Source organism: Nocardia thraciensis, from assembly GCF_054782435.1.
The window spans coordinates 1-17,656 of the sequence record NZ_BAAGSM010000037.1 but is presented as its reverse complement, the minus strand read 5'-3'; the positions used below and the strand labels follow the sequence as shown (position 1 = coordinate 17,656).

The following is a 17,656-nucleotide window of genomic DNA, read 5'->3' as shown; positions in this document are numbered from 1 at the left end:
CTACCCTCGCGCCGGAGCCGCATCGAAGACGAGCCCATACAGCGTCCCGGCCCGCATACCGGCCGCGTCGCCACGCGGCACGACATCGGCGGACACGGCGTAGGCCAGGCTGTCACGCAGTTCCGTATCCAGCCGCAGTCGGCCGCTCACGACCGCGCCTTGCTCCCGGGACCACCCTCGAGTCCGGCCATGCGGACCCGGCGCCGCCGGAACCGTCGCTCGAAACCGGCCACGAACACCGACAGCGGCACCGAGGAGGCCGAGCGCTCCACGACACCATCGTCGGCGACATAGAAGACCGCGCGATCGAGCAGGGCTTCCCCGCCGGGCACCGGCGACCGCACCAGCCAGCCCACGTCGATACGTTCGGCTCGCAGGCTCGACAGCGGGTAATCCGTTGTGTCGTAACGCCGCCGGAGAATATGGTCCCGGACCAGATCGACGGCCTTCGCCTCGGTGATCCGCCCCGTCTGCTCCGAGATCAGGCCCGCGACCATGAGCTGGAACAGCGCGCCGCCGATGTCCACTCGCTCGTCGTCACCGAAGACCTGCGCGATCGCTTCGGGTGTCACGGTACCGATCTGGGCCGCGGCCACCAGTCGCGCGGCGGCCCGCGGCGCGTCCGACCGGTCGGGTGTCAGGCTGCCGATGACGTCCGCCGCGGTGTCGGCGGTCCACACGGCGGGCACCGCCGGTGCGCACTCCGGCATCGGCGCCGACTCGCCGCGAAACCACCGCCCGGCCTCCCACCAGTAGCAAAAGCTCAGCAGGCCGGTGGCCACCCGGGGGTTCAGCACCGGGTCCGCGACCCAATCCGGCGCGCCCGCAAAGAGATTCGGCATCGCCGCTCCGGAGTTGTAGGCGGCGTCCAGCGCTGGCGCGCCCCAGACACCCCCCGATAGCACCGCTCGGTCTCCGGGCAGCACGGCCAGCGTCGAACCGCTGTGCGCGGCGTTTTCGAACAGACCGACAGCGGGAGCGATCCGTGGTCCCCGGGCCGACCCGACGGCCACGAAAGCCGCCGACAGGACCGCCCACCGCGCCCACAGCACCGGAAGATCCGGCAGTTCGCCCTCCACGACCGTCGCGCGCACGCCCGCGCGCTCATCCGCCCGCATCTGCTCGACGGCACGGCGCGGCGGGCGCGACTGCGGTTCGCCGCGGCCGACGTAGGCGGCCAGCCACACCGGAAGCCGCTCCCGGGGATGGACTTCCAGGTCGGCGAGGTAGGCCTCCGGTGCGAACAACTGCTCGCCGGGGAACGGCTGCTCACCACGATCAGGGACGACAGCGGTATCGGCCCCGCCGATCCGCACCGACAACCGCCACCACGGCCCGTCCTCCGACAGCGCCGACATTTGCCGGTGCCGACGAACCGCGTCCCATACCGGCTCCGGCACCTGACACCGAATCGACCGGGCGCCGTCGTCGACGGTCAGGAGCGCTGCCTCGGCGACCACGGTCATCGCGAACCACGCCTCCGCCCGCCGCCAGCCCGGCGGCAGCGACGCACGCAACCGGTGCACTATCCGAGCGGCCGGCTCGACGGGCTCGTCCACTCCGGGCTCGCTCACTCGGCGTCCTTCCGCCCCTGCCGCCGGTGGTAGCGCTGCCGGAAGCCTTTCACGTACTCCGATGGCGCGACAGAGGACGACGATTGTTCGAGCACGCCGTCGTCGGCGACGTAGAAGATCGCCCGGCCGATCGCGATCTCGCCGCGCGGCACCGGCACATACACCATCCACCCCGCATCGATCCGGGCCGCCGTCAGCCGCGCCAGCGGATAGCCGGTGGTATCCAATCGCCGGTCGGTCACGTGCGCCCGGACACGGTCGATGGCCTCGGATGCGGGCATCTCGGCGATGATCTGCGAATCTTCCTGCGAGTCCACCCGAAAGCTCCTCTCTGCCGACCATCGACACGGACGCGCGATCACGCCGCCGAGCCTATCGGCCGCGCCGCGCGCACCTATGCGCATTAATGGGGACCCTCTGGAGGCCGAAAAGGTTGGGGGAACGTCGTCCAACCCAACCTTCTCGGTATCTGCGCGGTTTACCCGGCCATGAACGCGAACCAGCCCCGAACGCCTCCGGCCCCCACCGTGCGTGCAGCCCAGGAACCTCGCCCCCTCGGCGGACTCGGAGCCGCTGTGGTGGTGCTGATCGGAACGGCGTGCGCCATGCTGTCGGTAGCACTGCTCCTGCGCTGGATCGGCTACGCGGCGGTGGCGTCCCGGGTCCGCGGCACGGTCGGCCGCGATACCTACGCGGCCGGACGAAACACGTTGGGGCCGATCGAGGTCGGCCTGTGGCCCGCGGCGTTCGTGGTGATGCTGGCCGCCTGGATCGTGCTGGTGGTGTGGCTCGGGCGGGCGCGGGCCAATATCGACGCGCACAGTCCGTCGCCGCAGCGGCTCTCGGCGACGTGGGCGCTGTGGTCGTGGCCGGTACCGCCCGTCCTGCTGTGGTTCCCCGCGCTCTTCGTGCACGACATCGACCGGGCGTCGTCGCCGCGGCGCGCGGGAGGCGGTGCGGCCGTGCTGGTTTGGTGGTCGGCCTGGCTACTGGCCTGGGGATCGTTCTGGGTGTCGACGATCGCCCTGCGTCCCCGTCGCGGCCGGACGATCCAGACCATGAACGACGCCGACCTCGACGCGCTGTTCCAATACAGCGCGGGGCGCAGTGTCGCCGTCGTGCTGTTCTGTGTGGCCGCGATCGCCCTGGCCGTCGTCATCATCCGTACCGGCCGGTCGCAAAGGGCGTGGACCAGCATCACTTAGGTAATACTCGCCATGAATTGCCGATGTGCGAACCGCATCCGTTCGGGCAGTGTGTAGTCACGGAGCAGTGCCCCGACGCGACGGGGAGCGGCCGTTGCTGGAGTGTGGGAAGGCTGGCAGGAATGCACAGGGCACCGAGTCATACGGACATAGGACAACGGATCAGCCTGGCCGACGTCATATCCGAGCGCGGGACATCCGCGGCCGTACTACAGCGCATCGCCGAACTTCGCGCCGCGGGATTGGTCGCCGCGGCCCACGCGATCGAGCGGGAACTGGCCCAGATCGAAGGCCCGCACGCACAGCGACGGGCCGGGAATGTGGGGAAGATCGGGTCGCACAGCCGAGCGGTGAGCAACACGGCCGCCTCCTGATCGGGCGCCGTTCACTCGGACGCCGCTCCCGCTGGTGCGCGACCGTGGCGAGAATCACGGCATCAACCCCGGCGACGCTCGCCGGAGCACCGTTCCGCCCGGGCTCATCGGCGCCGGATCGCTGGCCCAGCGCCGGTCCGTCGATCCGAATGGGTACGTTCGAGGCGTGGTCGACAACGCAGGGGTCCCCGAGTTCCTGAACCCGGAAAATCCCGGTAATGTACCGGTCTCGGGGTCCGACGCGCTCACGTCAGCAGCCTGACCAGGGGTTTATACGATGTCATCGAATACTGGACAATGGACGCCGTGAACGACGCCGCGAACCCCGCCACCGGTCGCTCGAACGGCTCACGACTTCACCCGCGGGTGACCAGCTTCCGGTCCCGGCGGGGCGCCCTCACCCCCAATCAGCAGCTGGCCTGGGACCGGACGTGGCCGCGCATCGGGCGCGAGGTGTCCGACGATCCGCTCGACACCGCGGCCTGGTTCGGTCGCCGGGCGCCCCTGATCGTCGAGATCGGGTGCGGTACGGGCACCGCCACCGCCGCGATGGCACTGGCCGAACCGCAGTTCGACCTGATCGGGATCGAGGTCTACCAGCCGGGCCTGGCGCAGTTGGTGCAGCGCATCGAGCGCGAGCACATCGACAACATCCGGCTGCTGCGGGGCGACGCCGTCGACGTCCTCGAACATATGATTGCCAAGGATTCGCTATCGGGTGTCCGCGTATTCTTCCCCGATCCCTGGCCGAAGGCCCGCCACCACAAGCGGCGGCTGCTGCAGCCGGACACGATGACGCTCATCGCCAGTCGCCTGAAGGTCGGCGGCGTACTGCACGTGGCTACCGATCACGCCGGCTACGCCGAGCACATTGCCGAGGTCGGCGCGGGAGAACCCCAGTTCATCGGCCTGAACCAGGCCGCAGGCGGAGATCCGGAACGCCTCCGGACCGCGGCTCCGATCGGCGTCGATCGCCCCGTCACCAAGTTCGAAAGCAAGGCGCATCGCGCCGGAAGCGCCATCACCGAGCTCATTTGGGGGAAGATCGAATTATGAGCGTCAGCGAGATGGCCCACGAGGTCATGGATGTTGCCGAAATAATGCACGGCACCACCCCGGAGTCGAACGACGGCGCCGCCGTATCGGGGAGCACCGGCGTTTCCGCGGTGCCGGGCGGCACCACCGACGTGCGCCGAGTGCTCCTGGTCTGGGATGCCCCGAACCTCGACATGGGTCTGGGCGCCATCCTCGGCGGGCGGCCCACCGCGGCGTATCGCCCCCGGTTCGATGCCCTCGGCCGGTGGCTGCTGGCCCGCACCGCCGAACTGTCGGTGGGCAGCGTGCAGCGCGTCGAGGCCGAGGCGACGGTGTTCACCAATATCGCGCCCGGCACCGCCGACGTGGTGCGGCCGTGGGTCGAGGCACTGCGCAATGTCGGCTACGCGGTCTTCGCCAAACCCAAGATCGACGAGGACTCCGATGTCGACAGCGACATGCTGGCGCATATCGAGTCGCGCCGCCGGGGCGCGGGCCTGGCCGGGATCATGGTGGCCTCCGCCGACGGCCAGGCCTTCCGCGAGCCACTCGAGGAGCTCGCGGCCAGCGGGATTCCCGTGCAGGTGCTGGGATTCCGCGAGCATGCGAGCTGGGCGGTGACGTCCGATATCCTCGAGTTCATAGACCTCGAGGACATCCCGGGCGTGTTCCGTGAACCGCTGCCCCGGGTCAGCCTCGACTCCCTGCCCGAAGAAGGAGCCTGGCTGCAGCCCTTCCGCCCGCTGTCGGCCCTGCTCACCTCCCGCCCCGCTCAAGGAGTCGCTTAGTGTTCACCCGCTGGGGCGACCTGGTCTACAGATTCCGCTACCTCGTACTAGGCGCCGTGGTAGCCGCGCTGCTCGGCCTGGGCGGTTTCGGCTTCGGTCTCGAAAGTCACCTCAGCGCCAGCGGGTGGTTCGACCCGACTTCCCAGTCGACGGCGGCGGCTGAGCTCAAGGACGAGGCCTACGGCCGCGATCACACCGGCGACGTGATTCTGCTCTACACGGCGCCGGACGGGAAGACCGTCGATGATCCCGAGTTCAGCCGGAAGGTCACCGACACTCTGTACAGCCTCCCGCAGCAGTATCCCGATCAGATCGACAAGATCAATTACGCGTATTGGCGTTCGAACAACAACCAGTGGCTGGCGACCGGAATCACCTCCCCGGACAAGAAGATCACCTTCGCCACCCTCGCCATCACGGGCAACAACGACACCGAGATGGTGAACAACTTCCGGAAGGTCAAGGATGTCTTCGACATCCCCGGGGTGGATGTCCAGGTGGCTGGCCTGCAGGCGGTGTCCGGCACGCTCAACGACACCATGGCTCAAGACCAGAAGCGGATGGAGATCATCGCCATCCCGGTCGTCGGGGTGCTGCTGTTCTTCATCTTCGGCGGGGTCGTCGCCGCGGCGCTGCCACTGATCGTCGGCGGCCTGACGGTGCTGGGCGCGAACGGCATCGTCATGGGGATCACCAAGTTCACCGAGGTGAACTCGTTCGTCAGCCCGGTCGTGTCGATGATCGGGCTGGGTTTGGCGATCGATTACGGCCTGTTCATAGTCAGCCGCTTCCGCGAAGAACTCGCAGCGGGTTACAGCACCGGCGCGGCGGTGCGGCGGTCGGTGATGACCGCTGGCCGCACGGTGGCGATGTCGGCGACCATGATCATCGCGGCGAGTGCGGGCATGCTGCTCTTCCCGCAGGGCTTCCTGAAGTCGGTCGCCTACGGCACCATCGCCACCGTCCTGCTCGCGGCGCTCACCGCGCTCACCGTGCTACCCGCGATCCTCGGCATCCTCGGCCGACGGGTGGACATGCTGGGGCTCAAGTGGTTCCGCAAGACCAAGACCGCCGAGGAGATCGAGAACGGTTTCTGGGGGCGCAGCACCCAGTGGGTGATGAAGCATCCGCTGAAGGTCTCGATCCCGCTGGTGATCATCCTCCTGCTGCTGATCATCCCGGTGAAGAACCTGAAATTCGGCGGAATCAGCGAAACCTATCTGCCACCGGACAACCCGACACGCGTGGCGCAGGAGGAGTTCGACAAGCTGTTCCCGCAGTATCGGTCGAATCCGGTGCAGTTGGTCATGGTCACCGACAATCCGAGCGGGATCTACGGGGTCCTCAAGCAGGCGAACGAGGCGCCCGGGCTGGACAGCAAGTTCAAGACGCCGGACAAGCCGCCCAACGGGTCCAACGTCTGGACCACGCAGGCGCCGCTCGTGGACGCCGAGACCACCACCGCCGACGAGGCCATCGACTATCTGCGGCACGACATCTCGGTCCCCGACGACATGCAGTTCATGGTGACCGGAACCCCGGCGTTGCAGAAGGACAGCATCGATTCGCTGCTCGACCGCATGCCGCTCATGATCGCGCTCGTCGTGCTGGTCACGACGCTGCTGATGTTCCTGACGTTCGGTTCGCTGGTGCTGCCGATCAAGGCGGCGTTGATGAGTGCGTTGGGCCTTGGCTCCACGCTCGGCATCCTGACGTGGATCTTCGTCGACGGACACGGTGCGGGGCTGCTCAACTTCACGCCGCAGCCGATCATGTCGCCCGTGTTGGTGCTGATCATCGCGATCATCTACGGCCTGTCGACCGACTACGAGGTATTCCTGCTCTCCCGCATGGTGGAGGCGCGCACCGTGGGTGCGAGCACCACCGAGGCCGTGCGCATCGGCACCGCGCAGACCGGGCGCATCATCACCGCCGCCGCGCTGATTCTGCTGGTGGTGACCGGCGCCTTCGCGTTCTCCGATCTGGTGATGATGCAGTACATCGCCTACGGCATGATCGCCGCGCTGTTCATCGACGCCACCGTGCTCCGCATGCTGCTCGTCCCGGCCACGATGAAGCTGCTCGGCGACGACTGCTGGTGGGCGCCGAAGTGGATGAAGAAGATCCAGCAGAAGATCGGCCTCGGCGAGCCCATCCTCGACGACGAACGTCCGGGCAGCGACCAGGTGGTCGACCTGGTGAAGACCACTCCGGTGACCGATCCGGTGACCCAGCAGATCCCGGTGATGCCCGACGGCACCCCCTCGAAACCCGCCCGCAAGATACTCAAGCGGCCCCGGTTCATCGGCGGTGTGGACGGCGATGCGCCCACGCAGCAGCTGGGTGTGATCAAGACCGAGCCTCGGCGCTCGGACGACACCCCCGGCTCTTCCGGCGCCTCGAGATCCGAGACCTCCGAACAGGGTGGGCCGCAGACGTTTTCGAGCTTTCCGTCCGCGAACCCGGACGCGCCGAAGCTGAATCTCGGTACGTCGCAGCCGAAGCCGTCCGGATCGGGCGGTGCGGCGGATCCGGGCATATTCACACCGCAGACCACCCCGCAGACCAATGTGAGGCTGCCGCGGTCCATCGAGCCGCAGTCCGGGGTCATCGGGGTGACGCCGAGTGCCGGTGTGCCGCAGTCGGATCCGGGGCTCGAAAGGCTCACGGCGTCGACGCCACCGGCAGTATCAACTCCGCAACCGACCCGTCCCCCGCTCCCGCCGCGGACCGTGTCGCGCCATCCGGCCGACGCGACGCAGCCGACGCAGCCGCAGGAATCGGCCCGGTCGGAGTACCAGGCCCAGTCCGACGACCCTGCCCGGCCGCAGGAATCGGTGCGGCCGGAGAATCGCACGTGGTCACAGGAGCCGGGGGAGCCCACCGCGCCCGTCGGCACGACCCCCCGGGTGCTGCCGCCGCAGCCGAACCCGCCGAAGGTGGCGCCACACCCGGCCACCCGCGCCCAACAGTTCCACCCACACGAGACGCCGCGCCGGGAAAGCGGCTCTCCCACACCGCAATCCCAGGCCGCACCGGAGCACCAGGCTTACTCGGCGCAACGGCCCTTCTCCGCGCCGGAGCAACAGCCCGCCACGGAGCCGGAGCACCAGGCTTACTCGACGCAGGGGTATCAGGCTTACTCGGAGCCCGAACACCAGGCGTACCCAGCGCAGGGCAGCCAGCCTCACTCAGAACCCGAACACCAGGCGTACCCAGCGCAGGGCAGCCAGCCTCACTCAGAACCCGAACACCAGGCGTACCCAGCGCAGGGCAGCCAGCCTCACTCAGAACCCGAACACCAGGCGTACCCAGCGCAGGGGAATCAGGCTTACTCGGCGGGCGAGCAGTCGGCGGAGCCGGACGCGCCGTCCGCCCCGCAAGACGAGGCCGATCCGCCGGACGATTCCAACCGCAACAGCATCGAGCGGTGGATGGCCGATCTGCGCTCCTCCCGCCGCAAGCCCGAACAGCCCGATCCCGACGACGAGGGCAAGCACCGTGGCGGCGCGGGCCGCACCGTCAGCGTCAACGAGCTGTTGCGCCGCCAGAACCGCGACTGAGTCACGACAGGCCGGTCCGGCGCGGCAGTACCGGCGGAGGGCCGCCGCCACCAGGCAGCTCACCGTTCAGTCGCTGACGCCGGAAACCGGCGTGCTCCCGGCCGTGTGCCTCGGAGTGGGCGACTTCAGGTCGCGGCGGCGGGTCTGGGGGCGATGCTCGCGCGGATTTCCGCGGCGACCAGGCCGGGGGCCTCGAGCATGGGGACGTGGCCGACGCCGAGCAGGGTGGCCGAACGCATGGTCGGCGACTGCGCCGGTGCGGTGTGCAGGTGCGGCGGCAGGACGCGGTCGTGTTCGCAGTACAGGACGGTGAGCGGCGTCGAGATGTCGGCGAAACGACCGAAACCCGTTGCGAGAGCGGGATCTTCGGCGAGATCATCGACGATGCGGCAGTGCCCGGGAGCCGCGGCGACGGCGGTGGCCAGGCGATGCGGGACCATCGCGGGGCGGTAGGACAGCAGCGGAATCACCAGGCTGCGCGCCATCGTGCGGGTCGCACCCGCGCCGACGCCGATGACCGGCGCGAACGCCCGATACTTGCGCAGCAGCTGCGCGGCGGCCCGGGTCTCGCGATCCCACATGCCGCCCGGCGCGACGGCGGTCACCGTTCGGGCCCGGCCGCGCGCGGCCAGCTCCAGCGCCAGCCAGCCACCCAGCGAGTTGCCGACCAGATGCGCTGTCTGCCAACCGGTCTCGTCCATCAGCTGCTCGGCGAAATCGGCCAGGGCGGCGAAGGTGGCCGGGCGCCGCACCACCGGCCCGCCCCAGTGCCCGGGCAGGGTGGGCGCCAAAACCGCGTGGTCGCCGGACAATTCGTCGAGTACTCCGCCCCACGATTGCCAGTTCAGCAGCAGCCCGTGCAACAGCAGCAGCGGTTCGCCTCGCCCGGCACGGTATTGCGGCTCCGGTTCGGTCGCGCCCATGCCATCGGCCATGCACCGACAGTACCGGCCCGCCGGAACGGCCGCCGGTCAGAAACCGGACATCAAGCGGCGCCACTGCGCGGCGAAAGGCTGTTTGGCCGTGACGGACCCGAACCGCAGCTTGCCCTGCACCACCACGTGCAGCGGGCCGAGGGGCGGGCCGGTGCGCACCTTGTTGTTCGCGCTGGAACCGATCAGGTCCAGGCCGTTGAGGTCGACCGTCGCCTCCGCCGGGACGATGAGGGTGAGCGAGCTGCCGAGGTCGTCCACGTGCAGCTCCACCACCTGCGTGGACATCGTCGCCTGGGTGAAATCGAGGGTGACCCCCGACAGCAGGTTGTTCAGATACAGCACCGGCGGCACCTGCCACCGGCCCTTGCGCGTCACGCCCGACAGCCGCGCCCGGATGGTGTTGCCGGTGGCCGTGGGGGCGGGCGGCGGACCACCGAACATCGGACGCCTAGGGGGTGGCGCCGCCGACATCGGGCTCGGCTGCCCGGCCACGCGGATGCCGGGAAGATCGACCAGCACCGCGTTCAGCTCGCCGCGGGTCTTGGCGGCCAGCGCGGTATCCATTCGCTCGGTGAACTCACCCAGTGACAGCATCCCCAGCCCCACCGCCCGCTGCAGCAGGGTGCCGACATGCTCGCGCTCGGCATCGGTCACCCGGAGATCGCGATCGCCCACCGGGCTGCCGGACTCCGGAACCGGCCGCGTACCAGGAGTGGAAACCGTCTCACCGCCCATGCGATCGAGGGTACCGATGGTCGTGTTCGCGCACATCAGGGCAATCCCTGAGTGGCGAGTACCACGCCGCTACTACTCCAGCCCCTGCTCGATCGCGTAGCGGGTCAGTTCGACCCGGTTGCCGAGCTGCAGCTTGCGCAGGGTGGCCTGGACATGGTTCTCCACCGTGCGGTGGCTCAGGCTCAGGCGGGTGGCGATCTGCTTGGCGGACAGCCCCTTCGCGACCAGCCGCAACACCTCGGTCTCGCGCTCGGTGAGGGCCGGGCGGTGCGGTTCGTCGCGGTCGGCGGGGGCTTGGGCGATACGGCGGTACTCGCCGAGCACCAGACCCGCGAGACCGGGGGTGAACACCGCCTGTCCGGCCGCGGTGGCGCGGACGGCGGCGATCAGCTCCGCGGCCGACGCGCTCTTGACCAGGTAGCCGGTGGCGCCGGCCTTGATCGCGTCGAGCACGTCGTCGCGCTCGGCGGAGGCCGAGAGCACCAGCACCCGGCTCCGCGGCGATACCCGCAGGATCTCGGCGGTGGCCTGGGCGCCGTTGCCGTCGGGCAGCTGCATGTCCATCAGGACGACGGCGGGGCGCACGGCGGTCGCGCGCCGGGTCGCCGCTCCGACACCGTCCGCGGTGGCGGTCACCTGGAACCCCGCCTCCGTGAGATCGCGCGAGACGCCGTCCCGCCACATGGGGTGGTCGTCCACCACCATGACCGAAATACTGTCGGCGGCAACGTCTTCACTCATAGCTCCACCTCCCGGATTCCGGCTCCGCGCGGCACCCGGAACTCCCACTCCGTACCCTCGTCCGTGGTCAGCAGTTCCGCCGTACCACCCAGTGCCTCGATGCGGCCGAGGATGGAGCGAGCCACTCCCATACGGCCCTCGGCGGCGGCGTCGGCGAGGCGGCCGGGCGCGATGCCCGGCCCGTCGTCGCGAACGCTGACAACCACAGCATCGCCCATATCTTCCAGCAAGACATAGGCTTTTGCGCCCGGCCCGGCGTGCCGCTCGGTGTTGGACAGCGCGGCGGCCACGGCGGCGGCGATCTCGTGGGCCGTCCACTCCCCGACCGGTACCGCCTCCCCCGGCGTGGAGACGAAGACCGCCGAGGTCGCCCGGGCGGTCAGCAGGGGACGCAGATCCACCTCGGCGCCGGTCTCGGCCCGGCCGCCCTGCTCGGAGATCAGCACCCGCAGCGCCACCTCCTGTTCTCCGGCATGCAGCGCCAATTCCTCTGTCTCACCGCCTATTTCGGCACCGCGCCGCTTGATGTAGCTGAGCACCTGCAGCACGCCGTCGTGCACCTCGCGCGCGAGCCGCTCCCGCTCCTCGGCGGCGGCGGTCAGGCGCACCGCGGCCTGCAGTTGCCGCTGTGCGCGGCGGGCGGTGTTGGCGGCCAGTCCGATGGCCAGCCCCACCGACACCAGCACCGGTGCGGTGGCATCGCTCCACAGATCCAGTTCCCACTGCTCACGCACGACGATGCTCACCGCGGACACCAGGACCCCCGAGAGCACGCCGCCGATCGGGCCCCACAGGATGGCCGCCGACATCACCGCGTTCGCGGCCCACAGCGTGGTCGGCAGCGTCTGGTGCCCGTGGTACCAGTCGTAATCGGCGACCAGCCGGGTACTGGCCATCAGCACTGTCACGACCGTGAGATCACCGACCACCACGAGCGTCCGTAGCCGGGCCGCATCGCCACTCCCCCACTGCGACAACAGAATCGCCGAGATCACCGACCAGACCATGAGCACCCCGATCAGCGCCCAGCTGAGCCCCGGTTCCCGATAGTTGTCCGCCGAGTCGATCTGCTGTCCCACGGCGTACAGGACGGTGACCAGCCGAAAGACCTGCACCGCCCGCCACAGCGGCGTGGTCGCGGCGGTATCGGATTCGGAGTCAGTCCGGGCCCGCATCGGAACCCTTTATGCCCGAACTGATTCCGGGTATCGGATCCTGACCGGGTTCGTCGGGCTCCGCGTGGTACATCGGCTCCCCTGGCTCGCCCGTGTTGAGTTCCTGGTACAGCTCCTCGGGGTTGTCGGCCAGCAAGGAGCGAATGGCCGTGTTGAGCACCGCCACGAACGGCACCGCGAGCAGGCCCCCGGCGATGCCAGCCAGCACCACACCGGCGGTGATCGCCAGCACCACCGCCAGCGGATGGATCCGAACCGCCCGCCCGAGCAGCAGCGGTTGCAGCACATGGCTTTCCAGCTGCATCACCGCGATCGTCACGCCGAGCACGATCAGCGCCGTCACCAGGCCCTTGGTCATCAGGGCCAGGAACACCGCGATCGATCCGGCCAGCAGCGAGCCGATGATCGGAATGAACGCGCCGATGAACACCAGCGATGCCAGCGGCAGTGCCAGCGGCACATTGAGAATCGCCAGCCCCGCCCCGATCCCGATGGCGTCCACCGCGGCCACCGCCACGGTGGCCCGCACATAACCGATCAGCGTTCCGAACCCGAGTTGCCCGGCGAGGCGCACCCGCTCGCGCTGCGCCGTCGGAATGATCCGGGTGACGTACTGCCAGATCTGATCGCCGCTGTAGAGGAAGAAGATGGCGATGAACAGGGTCAGGAAGGCGCCGGTGAGGATCTCCCCGACCGCCGCCGCAGTGGTCAGCGCCCCGCTGGTGAGCGAATCCTGGTTGGACTCCAGGGTTTTGATGATGGTGTTGCCCGCGTTGCGGATCTGGTCGTCGCTCAGGTGCAGGGGCCCGTTGATCAGCCAGTCCTGAATCGTGTGGATGCTGGTCTTGAACTCGTCGGTCAGCTGCGGCACGCCGTTGACGAACTGCTCGATGACGAAGGTGAAGACGCCCGCCAGCAGTCCCAGCGACCCGACCAGCGCCACCAGCACCGCGAGCCCGCGCGGCAGCCCCATCCGCTGCATCCAGTCCACCGCCGGGGACAGCAGCGCGGCCAGCAGCAGCCCGATCGCCAGCGGTATCACCACGGTGGTCAGACGCTGGGCGAGATAGGCGACCGACAACACCGCGACCAGGATCAGCAACAGCCGCCAGGACCACTCCGCCGCCTCCCGCACCAGCGGATGCACCGCATCGGCCGCGCGGCGCGCGGAGCGCTCGCGACCGTTCCCCACGTCACTCACGCCGCGAGCCTATCCGCACCACCCGGCACGGGCACGTGACCGCGCGGAACGGCCGTGCACCGACGGGGGGCCGTCGACGTCACGGGAGCACCGGCGGTCCGGAAGGGCCCGAAACGCTAGATTGGTCCTCGTGTCGGCGCCCTTGGAAGCAAGGGCAATCAAAGTACCTACATGCGGCATTCTCGCAGCCCTGAAACCCGTACAGGATCTGGCAGCCGCATTACGGCCCGGTCCTTCAGCCGGGGGTGAGGGTTCCCCCCGTGGGGTTGGACCCATCCAGTAAGCAACCGGCTGTGCCGACACGCCCGACCTACACGCACGCCCGGCTGTGCCTGCCGGGCCTCTCTTAGCCTGCCCACGCCCGAGCGAACGCCAGGGCACCCCCACGCACGCCACACCCGGAGTGCTGCCCCTGCTCGCACTCAGAGCCACGCCGATACGTGTCTCATAAACGAACCCTTCTCGGGACTGAGACCAGCGTGCGGCCGGAGGTCGGCCGTCCTCGGCAAACAACCACACCAACTGTCTTGAAAACCTGTCTCATAACCTCTAGTCTCAAAACCGTTAGATCAACGGGATTGTGAGACAGGACCGAATCAGTGGCACTCATCGGATACGCCCGAGTCAGCACCACCGACCAAGACCCACAGCTTCAGCTCGACGCGCTGAAGACTGCCGGGTGCAAGCGCACGTTCACGGATCACGGTGTGTCCGGCGCGAAGGCCGTACGGCCGGAGCTGACCAGGTGCCTGGATCATCTTCGTGAGGGTGATGTGCTGACCGTCTGGAAGCTGGATCGGTTGGGCCGCAACACGGTTCACGTTCTCCAGCTCATCGAACAACTGACAGAACGCGGTATCGGCTTCCGGAGCCTCACCGAGGGACTGCACACAGACGGACCAATGGGCAAGGCCATGCTCACGATCATGGCCGCATTCGCCCAACTGGAGCGGGACACTATGATCGAGCGCACCCGGGCCGGACTGGAAGCAGCAGCAGCGAACGGCCGTAGGGGCGGCCGTCCTCGCAAGGTGGATGATGCCGACGCGGCGAAGGCTCGCACGCTGAAGGGGCAGGGTGTGAGCGTCCCGGACATTGCGAAGATGCTCGGATGCTCTCGGGCTACTGCGTATCGGTATCTCTCCGGAGAATGATCCGAACACCAACCAGGCCCCGGTAAGACCGGGGCCTATTTTCGTTTCTGAGCGACTGGATCACCGCTACCCATGCCGTCTGTTGATAGACGGGTACATGGGCTCAACGGGCCATCTGAGACCGGATTTCGAGAGCCTTCCGGATCAGCTGTCGCGCTCCCTCTCCAGCTACAGACTGACCGGCAAGCGTATCGAAGGCTCGGCTATATAGCGCAATCTCGCGCGGCTGGGTGATCGTGAGTTCTGCCGTCACGTTCTCAACCATGACACGTCGGTTGTCGAACATGATGAAGTTCGATATGGGGACACGGTATCGAGTGACCGCCGGAATGACCCCCAGGAGTATCCGGGGCATACCTAGGATGGAGTGCAACCGATCCAACTGCCCGATCATCACTTCATCGGTGCCTACTGAGGTGTACAACGCTTGTTCAGAGATAATGAAATGGAATTTGTGATTCTTCTGGTAAAGGATTCTCTGACGTTCCAAGCGCTTGGATACGCCTTCATCCAGGTCATCAGTTATTCCGTAGAAGTCGATGACGTTGCGAATGATTTCTTCAGCATACTCCGCAGTTTGCAGTAGTCCCGGTATCAATACCGGTTCGAACCATCGCATGAACTGAGTCTCCGACTCCAGCTTTACCGATGCTTGCTGCCTACGTTTAGTGCCCGTTCCAAGCAGACGCCGCCACTCTAGATAAGCGGCTTCGATATTTCGGACGGTTGCTATCAGGTCCGGTAGCTGGTCCTCGGCACCTGTGTGGGTGCACCAAGTCCTGACATCGGCATCGGTTGGCTTGGTCTTGCCGTATTCGATTTTCGACACTTTGGTTTGATGCCAGCCAGCAAGACGAGCAAGTTCGCTCCCGGTCAGTCCAGCGTTAAGGCGAAGCTCTCGGAGCCTTACCCCGAGAGCCTCCTTAGCCTCATGAAGCGAGCTAGTCACTGGTTGGGATACTCCCCTAACGGCGTCGCAAGTGACCAAACACGGCTTTTTACACGCTTGGCGTACTCGACAATGTTTTGGTCTGTGGTGACAGCAGCGCCAGCCCAACGCCCAGATGGCTCGAATACTGTGAAGCCTAGAACCGCGTCATCGAACAACCACCAGTCATCAGCGGTAAGGGAATCAGGCTCTATTAGATGACGGGACAGGTACCTGACATCTTCGCCCGCCTCCACGTTGAAGCGGGCTACAGCTTTCGCGAACAGCGTATAGTCGGTATGAGGCACAGTGACTATACGAGCACGTTTTACCGATACGCCCCGATCGGTTGTAATCCGAATATGGTCAAGCCATGGCCGAAACCATTCGTAGTCGTCTGGTTCGTTTTCGACAAACTTTCGGAACGGCTCGGATTCCTCCGGCGTCTCGTAGGTGTCCTGCGTCTCTAAATGGAACGCTTCGCGATCCGCGTTGTAGAAGAGTTCCAGAAATTCCTTATCCTGCGCTAGTAGCACCGTAGAATTTCCTTTCGACCTTACCCACCTCTACAGCAGTTTCGTCCAGATAGATGTCCATCTGTGCCAGAGCCTCGACATCCGTAACCGGGACACCCGACAAGATGAACGTTCCGCGTCCCGTGTCTGTCATTGTCGTACCTATGAACGTGTCCGGCTCGGCATAGCCAAGCAGCAAATGCGGTATTTCGATGATCTCGGGTGCGTCTGTCTTCCACCCTTGCACAACGTATGTACCTCTGTCCGTGGCGTAGAGGCTCGGGCACCCGCCGCCTGTCGTGCCTCCCTTGCCGAGGAACTGTAACCGCATGATCATTCTCCTATCGGTCGTATGCGTAGATATGCCCACGCACGACCCATGATCCCCCACCTATGCTGCTTGTGTTCTCGGATCAACAAATATGAGCATACTGAAGCATAAGCATGGACCGGGGCTATAACCACTTCGTAGCTTCATAGCTGGCACCCGGGACCGGCTGGAGCTGTCCCGGCTCCGGGTCGCCTTCCAACAGCGGACTACAGGAGTCGGGATGGACGGGCGCACAAGGATCTTCGAGTTCCCCGGAGGCTTCCTGGAAGTCGAGGACTACGGGGACACCGACCCGGAAGACGGTCCCGGGGTCTACATGGAGTCCTACCTCCCAGACCCCCGGACTGGCTCGGAGAAGACCGGCCGGACTACGCCGGAGGCATCGTGAGCTGGCAAGTCGGATTGTTCGTCGTGATCGCTCTACCGCTGACCGTTTTCGTAGTCGCCGTGTTCTGGCCTGAGCGTGCACCGAAGGACCGGACTGTCCAGGCGATTCGGAAACGAATCGAGCAGGAGAATGCGGACGGCTGAAGGGTGCGCCGACGCCCGCGCTCCCCCGGACTCCGTTTCTTGCGTGTATCCGGTAACCGACACTCGACACCCCCGGTCTTCCCGCGCATGTTCTTCCGGGGGTGTTCAGAACTCAGAGGGCAGCCGAGAGAGCGGCCCCAGAAAGCTCACAGACGGACGAACACCGCCCTACCCATAGTCGGGGTATGGGAAAGACGGCTCAGGTGCTCAGGCGAAGTCCATTTACCCCCCGTCCCCCCTCGCGTGCGCGGGTGGACAGTATCCTGAGGGGTGGGTCACAAAGGGTCGAACCGGGGCACCTCCCCAGGGGTATAAGACGTGAGAAACAGCCGGGGGGATACCGGCCGGTTATCAGGGAAGCAGGCCAAGGCCCCGGTAGAGGGGGCCATAGCCCTGGGTATTACTTAGACATATACCGAAGCCGCCGGGTCAAAGGAGGCGGCCATAACTGACCTATCTAACTCAAGGGAGGGCTCCAGCCAGAGCCCGACCCTTTCCGGGGTCGGACTTGTTCATGGACAAGTGTAAGGCAGCGGTTTCCCCAAGCCGCTGCTCTCCATGATTGACATATCCATCAGAACCGGCCATGCCCCATACATGGCCGCTTCTCAATGCATTAGCCCAATTGATGGCAGCGGTCCAAGCCGCTGCCTTTACCCTCTATTCTATTACTAGTCTCTGTGTGCTAATTATCGGCCATGCCGTCCCGCATGGCCGTTCTTCATGTACCTAGTCTATGGCAGCGGTTCCAGGCCGCTGCCTATAACTATCTCCCAGTCCCTGGGATAACCGGATATATAAGTGGGTTAAGACCGTGTCTCATGTCGCTGATTTCGCCTTCGTGAGTTTCTTGTAGCAGGTGAGTGCGGCG

Annotated in this window: 18 protein-coding genes; 7 read left to right on the top strand and 11 right to left on the bottom strand. The window is 66.6% G+C overall.

The features are described from left to right. From ACYVLQ_RS24185 to ACYVLQ_RS24175, 3 genes are read right to left on the bottom strand one after another with little or no spacing between them, the layout of a single operon-like run. On the bottom strand, positions 1–150 hold the full coding sequence (locus ACYVLQ_RS24185) for a hypothetical protein (protein WP_460699809.1): 150 nt from the start codon (positions 148–150) through the stop codon (positions 1–3). Continuing rightward, positions 147–1,574, bottom strand: a complete 1,428-nt coding sequence (locus tag ACYVLQ_RS24180) for a hypothetical protein (RefSeq protein ID WP_460699808.1) — start codon at positions 1,572–1,574, stop codon at positions 147–149. The genes ACYVLQ_RS24185 and ACYVLQ_RS24180 overlap by 4 nt, the downstream gene beginning before the upstream one ends. Further along, positions 1,571–1,891 carry a hypothetical protein gene (locus ACYVLQ_RS24175; protein WP_460699807.1) on the bottom strand — a complete coding sequence of 107 codons (321 nt, stop codon included), beginning with the start codon at positions 1,889–1,891 and terminating at the stop codon, positions 1,571–1,573. The genes ACYVLQ_RS24180 and ACYVLQ_RS24175 overlap by 4 nt, the downstream gene beginning before the upstream one ends. 258 nt (positions 1,892–2,149) lie before the next feature. Between ACYVLQ_RS24175 and ACYVLQ_RS24170 the strand changes: the two genes are divergently transcribed. The 5 genes from ACYVLQ_RS24170 to ACYVLQ_RS24150 all read left to right on the top strand — a co-directional run bounded on the left by ACYVLQ_RS24170 (position 2,150) and on the right by ACYVLQ_RS24150 (position 8,539). Beyond that, positions 2,150–2,779 carry a DUF4328 domain-containing protein gene (locus tag ACYVLQ_RS24170; RefSeq protein WP_460699806.1) on the top strand — a complete coding sequence of 210 codons (630 nt, stop codon included), beginning with the start codon at positions 2,150–2,152 and terminating at the stop codon, positions 2,777–2,779. 122 nt (positions 2,780–2,901) lie between these two features. Then, complete coding sequence (locus ACYVLQ_RS24165; protein ID WP_460699805.1) at positions 2,902–3,153, top strand: hypothetical protein; 252 nt, start codon at positions 2,902–2,904, stop codon at positions 3,151–3,153. 297 nt (positions 3,154–3,450) lie between these two features. Then, positions 3,451–4,209 carry a tRNA (guanosine(46)-N7)-methyltransferase TrmB gene (gene trmB, locus ACYVLQ_RS24160; protein ID WP_460699804.1) on the top strand — a complete coding sequence of 253 codons (759 nt, stop codon included), beginning with the start codon at positions 3,451–3,453 and terminating at the stop codon, positions 4,207–4,209. A gap of 44 nt (positions 4,210–4,253) precedes the next feature. Further along, positions 4,254–4,976 (top strand): NYN domain-containing protein, encoded by a 723-nt coding sequence (locus tag ACYVLQ_RS24155; RefSeq protein WP_460699948.1) that lies wholly within the window; start codon positions 4,254–4,256, stop codon positions 4,974–4,976. Beyond that, entirely contained in the window at positions 4,976–8,539 is a 3,564-nt protein-coding gene (locus ACYVLQ_RS24150; RefSeq protein WP_460699803.1) for an MMPL family transporter, read from the top strand. The genes ACYVLQ_RS24155 and ACYVLQ_RS24150 overlap by 1 nt, the downstream gene beginning before the upstream one ends. 125 nt (positions 8,540–8,664) lie before the next feature. Here ACYVLQ_RS24150 and ACYVLQ_RS24145 read toward each other — a convergent pair whose 3' ends face one another. From ACYVLQ_RS24145 to ACYVLQ_RS24125, 5 genes are all read right to left on the bottom strand, one after another. After that, positions 8,665–9,474: an alpha/beta fold hydrolase gene (locus ACYVLQ_RS24145; RefSeq protein WP_460699802.1), complete on the bottom strand. Its 810-nt coding sequence runs from the start codon at positions 9,472–9,474 to the stop codon at positions 8,665–8,667. Between the two features lie 36 nt (positions 9,475–9,510). After that, positions 9,511–10,209, bottom strand: a complete 699-nt coding sequence (locus ACYVLQ_RS24140) for a DUF1707 SHOCT-like domain-containing protein (RefSeq protein ID WP_460699801.1) — start codon at positions 10,207–10,209, stop codon at positions 9,511–9,513. A 72-nt stretch (positions 10,210–10,281) separates the two neighbouring features. Next, positions 10,282–10,950: a response regulator gene (locus ACYVLQ_RS24135; RefSeq protein WP_460699800.1), complete on the bottom strand. Its 669-nt coding sequence runs from the start codon at positions 10,948–10,950 to the stop codon at positions 10,282–10,284. After that, positions 10,947–12,125 (bottom strand): MacS family sensor histidine kinase, encoded by a 1,179-nt coding sequence (gene macS / locus ACYVLQ_RS24130; protein ID WP_460699799.1) that lies wholly within the window; start codon positions 12,123–12,125, stop codon positions 10,947–10,949. The genes ACYVLQ_RS24135 and macS overlap by 4 nt, the downstream gene beginning before the upstream one ends. Next, positions 12,109–13,326, bottom strand: coding sequence for an AI-2E family transporter (locus ACYVLQ_RS24125; RefSeq protein WP_460699798.1), 1,218 nt, complete (start codon positions 13,324–13,326; stop codon positions 12,109–12,111). Before ACYVLQ_RS24125 ends, macS begins: the two co-directional genes overlap by 17 nt. Positions 13,327–13,925: 599 nt before the next feature. Here ACYVLQ_RS24125 and ACYVLQ_RS24120 point away from each other — a divergent pair. After that, positions 13,926–14,480: a recombinase family protein gene (locus ACYVLQ_RS24120; protein ID WP_460699797.1), complete on the top strand. Its 555-nt coding sequence runs from the start codon at positions 13,926–13,928 to the stop codon at positions 14,478–14,480. A gap of 103 nt (positions 14,481–14,583) precedes the next feature. Here the strand turns inward: ACYVLQ_RS24120 and ACYVLQ_RS24115 are convergent, their stop codons facing one another. The 3 genes from ACYVLQ_RS24115 to ACYVLQ_RS24105 are packed head-to-tail and all read right to left on the bottom strand — an operon-like array spanning position 14,584 to position 16,254. Next, positions 14,584–15,429 (bottom strand): helix-turn-helix domain-containing protein, encoded by an 846-nt coding sequence (locus tag ACYVLQ_RS24115; protein WP_460699796.1) that lies wholly within the window; start codon positions 15,427–15,429, stop codon positions 14,584–14,586. Further along, positions 15,426–15,944 (bottom strand): DUF6879 family protein, encoded by a 519-nt coding sequence (locus ACYVLQ_RS24110; RefSeq protein WP_460699795.1) that lies wholly within the window; start codon positions 15,942–15,944, stop codon positions 15,426–15,428. Before ACYVLQ_RS24110 ends, ACYVLQ_RS24115 begins: the two co-directional genes overlap by 4 nt. Continuing rightward, positions 15,925–16,254 carry a hypothetical protein gene (locus ACYVLQ_RS24105; RefSeq protein ID WP_460699794.1) on the bottom strand — a complete coding sequence of 110 codons (330 nt, stop codon included), beginning with the start codon at positions 16,252–16,254 and terminating at the stop codon, positions 15,925–15,927. The genes ACYVLQ_RS24110 and ACYVLQ_RS24105 overlap by 20 nt, the downstream gene beginning before the upstream one ends. Before the next feature lie 220 nt (positions 16,255–16,474). Here ACYVLQ_RS24105 and ACYVLQ_RS24100 point away from each other — a divergent pair, with 220 nt between their 5' ends. Continuing rightward, positions 16,475–16,642 (top strand): hypothetical protein, encoded by a 168-nt coding sequence (locus tag ACYVLQ_RS24100; RefSeq protein ID WP_460699793.1) that lies wholly within the window; start codon positions 16,475–16,477, stop codon positions 16,640–16,642. Positions 16,643–17,656: the final 1,014 nt, after the last annotated feature.